The 6226-nt window shown below is 58.3% G+C and carries 4 protein-coding genes and 1 riboswitch; of the genes, 1 reads left to right on the forward strand and 3 read right to left on the reverse strand.

Annotation, left to right across the window (positions count from 1 at the left end):
* Positions 1–309 precede the first annotated feature (309 nt).
* Complete coding sequence (locus VB144_15350) at positions 310–1908, forward strand: hypothetical protein (GenBank protein MEA4885002.1); 1599 nt, start codon at positions 310–312, stop codon at positions 1906–1908.
* 110 nt (positions 1909–2018) lie between these two features.
* Here the strand turns inward: VB144_15350 and pruA are convergent, their stop codons facing one another.
* From pruA to VB144_15365, 3 genes are all read right to left on the reverse strand, one after another.
* Positions 2019–3563, reverse strand: a complete 1545-nt coding sequence (gene pruA / locus VB144_15355; GenBank protein ID MEA4885003.1) for an L-glutamate gamma-semialdehyde dehydrogenase — start codon at positions 3561–3563, stop codon at positions 2019–2021.
* Positions 3564–3662: 99 nt separating this feature from the next.
* A riboswitch (molybdenum cofactor riboswitch) is annotated at positions 3663–3812 on the reverse strand.
* Positions 3813–4174: 362 nt separating this feature from the next.
* Complete coding sequence (locus VB144_15360) at positions 4175–5245, reverse strand: C69 family dipeptidase (GenBank protein MEA4885004.1); 1071 nt, start codon at positions 5243–5245, stop codon at positions 4175–4177.
* A 167-nt stretch (positions 5246–5412) separates the two neighbouring features.
* Positions 5413–5679, reverse strand: coding sequence for a UxaA family hydrolase (locus VB144_15365; GenBank protein MEA4885005.1), 267 nt, complete (start codon positions 5677–5679; stop codon positions 5413–5415).
* Positions 5680–6226: the final 547 nt, after the last annotated feature.

A 6226-nucleotide genomic window follows, 5' to 3' on the forward strand; every position in this document is an offset into this window, starting at 1 on the left:
TCAATGTCGACGAAATCGACATTGAACGCCGACAGCATCAGAAACGGACGTCCGCCAATGCCTTCCCTGCGAAATAGGCGAGCATGTTCCGTCCTTAATGGGGACATCATCCTATCCCGCTAGATCGTTTTTGCGGCCAGCGGCTCCGGCGTCAATGCCTGTCACTGGAGAGTCTGCCACTGGAAAGCCGGGCCTGCCGGCCCGGCATTGCCAGCATGCACCTACGCTCCCTATGGGCCATGCTGGTATACTGGAGTTGACGCCGAGTATGTCATTCACCAGCAAGCAGCAGGCAAAGGAGAGATGATAATGCCACTAGCAGCAGAGCGCCTGCGCAAGTTCGCAGCATGCGTGCTCATAGTTCTCACTGCGATCGCATTCAGCGTCGCAGCGTCAGCGAAAGCCGTTACAGCTCCCAGGGGGTCAGTCCAGCTTGAGCCAGGGAGTGAACTGGAATGGAGCGGATCGGCAGACGTCACCGGCGACGGCATCGACGACGACATACGCCTCGTGGGGCGTCCGATCGAGGCCGGCGCCCTATTCTGTTCCTCCCATGATATAGTCGTGGTCGACGGAGCCTCCGGTCGAACGATATCGTTCCCCCTAGGTGAGCTGAGCGCAGGCTACAAAGGCGATGTCACCCTAGGCCGCATCGTTTTCGGCCACGCTCTAGACATCGTCGTTTCGATCCCGACCGGCGGATCGGGTGGGATCACGAACTGCTTCGTAGTCTCTGTGGACGACGGCAAGGCCAAGTTCCTGGTGGATCCGAGCGTACTCGCGCAAGGCCCCGAACTCGATATCACGGCCACGGATGGCTACACGCTGAGAATCGAGGATCCTGCGAGGAAGGGCGCATTCAGCATTGATCTCCGCCAGGCAACTAGCGAAGATGCATCGCTTTCAGAAACCTATAAGGGCGTATACTCCGAATCCGGCAAGCTTCTAAAGCCCCTCGATAGCGTTGTGGATCCGTGCGGCGCCATCGAGCTAGCGCCCAATGATGACGGCGTCTCTCAGGTCATCGTGCACCAGAAGATATGGGCTGTGTATCATGCCAATGGGGTAGCGCTGGTAAGGTCCACATGGCATTGGAACAATGGGAATCTACGCATTGCCTCAGTAAGTGTGATGCCTCCGATCAACCCCGACAACTATGAAAAGTATCTCACGACACTGGACCCTGCTAAGCCGGGTCCATCCGTCGAAGCGGCATCGAAGGCATACAAGGAGCAATTCCAATATGCACCTCCAGCACTGAGGGAGGTGGCCTTCCTCCAGTTAAGGGACTTTCACAACAAGGTCGCCGCTGAGCAGAGCAATTACCTGGTGCATCAGGCTGAAGGGGAAGATGGGTTCAAGCGCGTTTCCGATCTCGCGAGCTCGTTGAAGGCCTCTGACGAGTACCATCTGGCAGGCCTCACGCCGGTGTACGAAGGTGAAGGCATGTGGACTGTTGTGGCTCGTCCCGGATTCTACATCGAGGAGTTCGGTTCACTGCTGTCTGACGAGTATCGCGATTTCCTCGCACTTGAGGACATGGAGGCCAACTGGCCGTGGGCACTCGACGCCGCCTTGATGATTCCACTGGACTCGCTCGGCGCGAGAGTCCGTGCGTGGGAGGCATACATCGAGGACCATCCCACATCGCCATTCACGAGCGAAGCACAAACACACTATCGGAACGAACTGTCAGCGCTTATCCTAGGACTGAACAACACCCCCAACTTCGATTACGAAACCGGACGAATCCGGCCAGGAGTGGAAGATGCTCTTCGCAGGTACGTACGGCTTAACTCGGATGCGCCTTCCGCTCAGGCAGTCACCAAGGCCATGGGAATATACAGGAAGAACCGGTGCATAGCCGATGACTCCGTTCGGTCAGAGATCATGCGGCTCGCTCAGTAGGACGGGACGCGGGCGGCGTCCTTGTTAAGTGCAGGCCTTTCGCAGAAGCGCGCAAAGGGCGGCGCCGCCCTTTGCGCGCGAGCGAGCATATGTCCTCTGGTTTTCGCGGTCTAGAAGGCCTCGGAGATCGCCTTGGCCTGCATGAACAGAAGAAGGTAGTCTGCTCCGCCTGCCTTGCTGTCGGTCCCGCTCATGTTGAATCCGCCGAATGGATGCACTCCTACCAGGGCGCCGGTACACCCGCGGTTCAGATACAAGTTGCCCACATGCATTTCATCGCTGGCCCGTTCCAGCCGCATCCGAGACCGGCTGAATACGGCGCCCGTCAGCCCGTACTGGGTGCCGTTGGCTATGTCGACTGCGTTGTCGAAATCCCGCGCTCTTATGAACGACAGGACTGGCCCGAATATCTCTTCCTGAGCAACACGGCTACCTGGCAACACGTCTGCGATCACTGTGGGCTCAACGTAATAGCCCGCCGCTGCGTCGCCGCTTCCGCCGATCACTATCCGCCCCTCCTGCGAGCCGATGCCGATGTAGCCCATGATACTCCTGTGCGCGTGCTCATCGATCACAGCATTGACGTCATTGTTCTCAATTGCAGGCCCAGAGGTCAGTCGAGCAGTCAGGTCAAGAACCCTATCAAGCACTTCGCCGTAGACGGAATCCACGACAATGGCCCTCGAACAGGCGGAACATTTCTGCCCCTGGAAGCCGAAGGTGGACTTGACTATCGCCTGCGCGGCTGACTCCAGATCTGCGGTCTCGTCCACCACGATGCAGTCCTTGCCTCCGAGCTCCGCCACCACCCGTTTGATCCACACCTGCCCCTGGCTGATGCACGCGGCAAGCTTGTTGATGCGAATCCCCACTTCTTTGGAGCCTGTAAAGCTGATGAATCTAGTGTGCGGGTGCGCCACGAGATAATCTCCTATCTCAGCGCCGCTCCCTGGAAGGTAATTGATGACGCCAGGGGGGAACCCCGCCTCGTCAATCGTCTCCATGAACTTGGCGGCGATCACTCCAGCGGTATTGGCGGGCTTGATTATGACCGTGTTCCCGGCAACAACAGCTGCCGTGGTCATCCCAGTGAGAATCGCAAGGGGGAAGTTCCAGGGACTGATCACGACACCGACGCCAAGAGGAATGTAGCGCTGCACATTTCTCTCGGCGTGGTGCGGCATTACGGGATTCATCTGCGAATACCTCAGCATTTCCCCGGCATAGAACTCACAGAAATCGATTGCCTCGGCAACGTCCGCGTCTGCCTCGGTCCAGTTTTTGGCTACCTCGAATACCAGCCACGCAGCAAGCTCGGCCTTTCTCCTGCGCATCACAGCTGCGAGTTTCATGACCGACGCTGCACGAGCCTCTGCCGTGGTCTTCTTCCACGAGTCAAAGGCTCGCCACGCTGCGCTCATGGCCTCTTCTGCCAGGGCCACGTCAGCCCTGGACACGTAACCCACTGCCTGTCGGTGGTTACATGGGTTGAGAGAAGCCTGTTTCCGAGGGGTAGCAACTCTCTTCTCACCAATGATGAGCGGGTAGTCGCTGCCAAGCTGAGAGCCTACCGACGCCATTTCCGCCTGCATGCGAGCGCGGTTTGCCGGCGAGGACCAATCGGTCAGTGTTTCGTTGGAGAATTGCTTCATCAGCCACACACCTCTTACTCGGACGCCTGAGGCGCATAGCGACGTGAAAGACCGCTCGCGTGAGGCGAATGCAAGCAATGCTAAAATTGGCCTGTGACGGCAGGCCGCACCGCTCGCGCTCCTTTCCAAACACGGGAGGCTCGACCGTCGCCGGGCGAACCCTCGGGCAACCGCATATGCTTGGTTGCCGCCGGTCGCGCAGTCTGCCACGTTGCTCCGGCAGACTGTGCGACTCGGAGACGCATGCAATCTGAGTTCTCCACGGATTGCGCCATTCCTTTTTACAGCGTGGTCAGGCTCATCGAGTTGGATGACGCGCCTGAGCCACTCCTCCGGATATCCGAGGGACCTGATCCTTCCATTCTCGATGATCCTCCCAGAGTCGTATTTCCAGATCAGGAAGTCGAGAAGGCTCCACCAGGCGTCGCGCACCTCAACAGCGTTCGTATCGCAGTACTTGGCGAGGAACTGCCGCCCAAGCTCGGGGTTTGTTTGGAACAGCTCGACCGCCGTCGCATCTGTCCCAGCTTGCGCCCGGAATTCCTGACCTTCATACTCCTTCTGCAGCGCGTTTATGTCTTTGATCATGTGGGACCACTTGAGATCCGCGTAGTTCATGATCGCAGACATGGCCCACCAGTAGGACTCTCGGGTGAATTCCATGCGCAAACCTGGCCTACGCACACGTGCTCACACCGGGTGAGAGATATGGCCCTATGCCATTCGTATGTCTTGCCGTCAACCTTCCATGTATAACCCTCGATCCGCCTGGGGTTGTTCCACGGCCCAGCGGTGAGAGACTTGCTTCCGTCGTACTTCGAGCCTTCAGAGTGATCGCGGTGCATTGCGAAAACGTCCGCAACTGAGATCTTCTTGTCAACTGGCGCCGAGAACGGCAGATCCGATTCGACGAGGCTGCCTGCAAGCGAGGGAGATATCAAGGTGAAGACTCTCCAGACACGCTTGGCGCTGTAGTCATCCCTCATCCTGGCGCAGAAGTGCTTCCTCCAGTTGAACTGCTCGCCGCTTGCCGAGCTGTACCAGCCCTTCTCCGCCGCGTACTCGAGGATCCCAGGGCCGTACATGAAGTTCTCGTGGTCATCGAAATCAACTTCGCGAATCACGGATGAGTTGGCCGAAACAGCGACCTGTCCATCCGGAACGCGCTGGGCTATCCAGTAGGCGCCAGGTTCATTGCTGCCCTTCTCCCATAGCGGGCCAGGCCCGACGATCTCGAACACCCATGCTTCCTTTGTGTCCGCGACCGAGAGCATCTCGCCCGAGTCGGAGTATCCGTGCTTTACGGCCTTATCTCCCATGAGCTGGATTGCCTGGCGTGCGGAAGTGCCGCGCTCCATGGCGAGCATCGTCAGGTGCACAACCTCGAACCAACCGTTAGCATTTGCGAACTCCGGGCGTCCGCCTATTGTCGTCTCGCCGATCGCGACCTGGTTCTCGCTTATGTAGCCGAAGTGGCCCCTTATGTGGCCAAAGGTATACTCTGCCTGCGGGATTTGGCGGCCGGTCGGCTTCTCGGCTACCTCGTGCCTCTGATAGCCATCGGTGTATTGCGGCAGTGTGACAATGTCCCACATGCTGCCTGCCGGCCAGTCCTTGGCGGGGACCTTGTAGATTTCGTGATTCCCGGGTTTCCGCAGCTCGTTTTCGCCTACTCGCTCATCCAACCCTTGCGCGCCACAACCTAGGAATGTCTGCCACTTGTTCTCGATCCGATGACTGAATCCTCCTCATCTAGCAGTCGTATTCCCGCTCCCGGCTGATTGAGCACACGTCGGAGATGACGCTCCCCTCCGAACCGTGCTGATGCCGCATCAGGCGCCCAACCCCTGCCTCAGCACCTAGCGCTCTTCACGTTGTGTGTATGCACATGTTCGCCCCTGACTATCTGCTGAGTAGCGACACCTATGCATGAAGCGTATCTCGTCACTTCTGCGCCGGAAGCAATGTCATTCAGAGCGATCTTGTGGCCAAAGGGAATGGCCTCCCTGGCCTCCATAACGATCAGGCCCTGATCCTCTAGGACCATGCCCTCAACCTGCTCCCCGGCGTCGATGTCGTCTACCGAAACACCCACGTTGTCTCGGCGTTCGTGGACCAAGAACCTCCTGTACTGAGATGTTGCTGAAAAACTACATTTTCGGCTGGTGCTTTTCCGCAAAACCCACTGTTGGAAAAGCGCATTTCCCTTGGAGATTAACTACATTCTACGGCTGGTGTTGACAGTCCACACTCAAAAATGAGAAACTCCGCCGGGACCTGTGAGGCATGCCGTCAGGGCGTCACTGAGTGCCGCCGGCGGATCGCCAGTGCAAAAACGCTCGTGACGGGCGCAACGCGCGTAGCTGAGCGTAAAGGAAAGGCGGCGCGGCGGCGCCGCCTACCTCATATGGTCTCGCGCTTGTCCGGGTGAGCACTCGCGGGTGACAGCGCCGGGATTCTCATTTTTGAGTGGAACGGCGGGTGTAGATTCTCATCCGTGAGGATTTCCCGGCGGTCCACACTCAAACCCATGTTCAGCACCCTTGGGCGTTCAATCGCTCGGTTTTCGCTGCAGCCCTGAGCTCGTTAGGTACTTTGTACTGGGGCATTGCCTTGGCATCGCGGAAGGCAACGTCTCGCATGCCGTTTACAGCCGCTGATGCGGC

The sequence above is a fragment of the Clostridia bacterium genome (assembly GCA_034926675.1).
GTDB lineage: Bacteria > Bacillota > DTU025 > DTU025 > DTU025 > JAYFQW01.

Excerpts from the sequence above, each read along its gene's own strand:
- VB144_15350 (MEA4885002.1), top strand. The coding sequence starts at position 310 with ATGCCACTAGCAGCAGAGCGCCTGCGCAAGTTCGCAGCATGCGTGCTC.